Source organism: Frankia sp. Mgl5, from assembly GCF_023242985.1.
Taxonomy (GTDB): domain Bacteria; phylum Actinomycetota; class Actinomycetes; order Frankiales; family Frankiaceae; genus Parafrankia; species Parafrankia soli.
Window position 1 is genome coordinate 1 of record NZ_JALKFY010000064.1, and the last position, 289, is coordinate 289.

Below are 289 nucleotides of genomic sequence, written 5' to 3' on the forward strand. Positions count from 1 at the left end.
GTGCGAAGGCATCACGCCAGTTGCATTGCGGGTCAGGCCACCGCCCGAGGCAGCACCATGAACTCACAGTTGCATTGTGAGGAAGCAGGGCATGCCAGCGGCTGCGGCGACCGACGGTCAGACGGCGGCGGCGAGTTCGGTGAACGCGGCGGCCAGCCGCAGTCTCGGGTCGGTATCGACGGCGAGCTCGTATTGGCCACGGCGGATGTTCTGAACAAGAGCGTGCCCGGTGCTGATCGTCTGGACCGAGCGGAGCCGTTTCAGGCCGCGCATCGGCCGGAGTCGGGCT

The 289-nt window shown here is 67.1% G+C and carries 1 pseudogene; it reads right to left on the bottom strand.

The features are described from left to right. Window positions 1-117: 117 nt before the first annotated feature. Window positions 118-289 (bottom strand): annotated as a pseudogene (locus MXD62_RS08375) (IS6 family transposase); the annotation flags it as partial.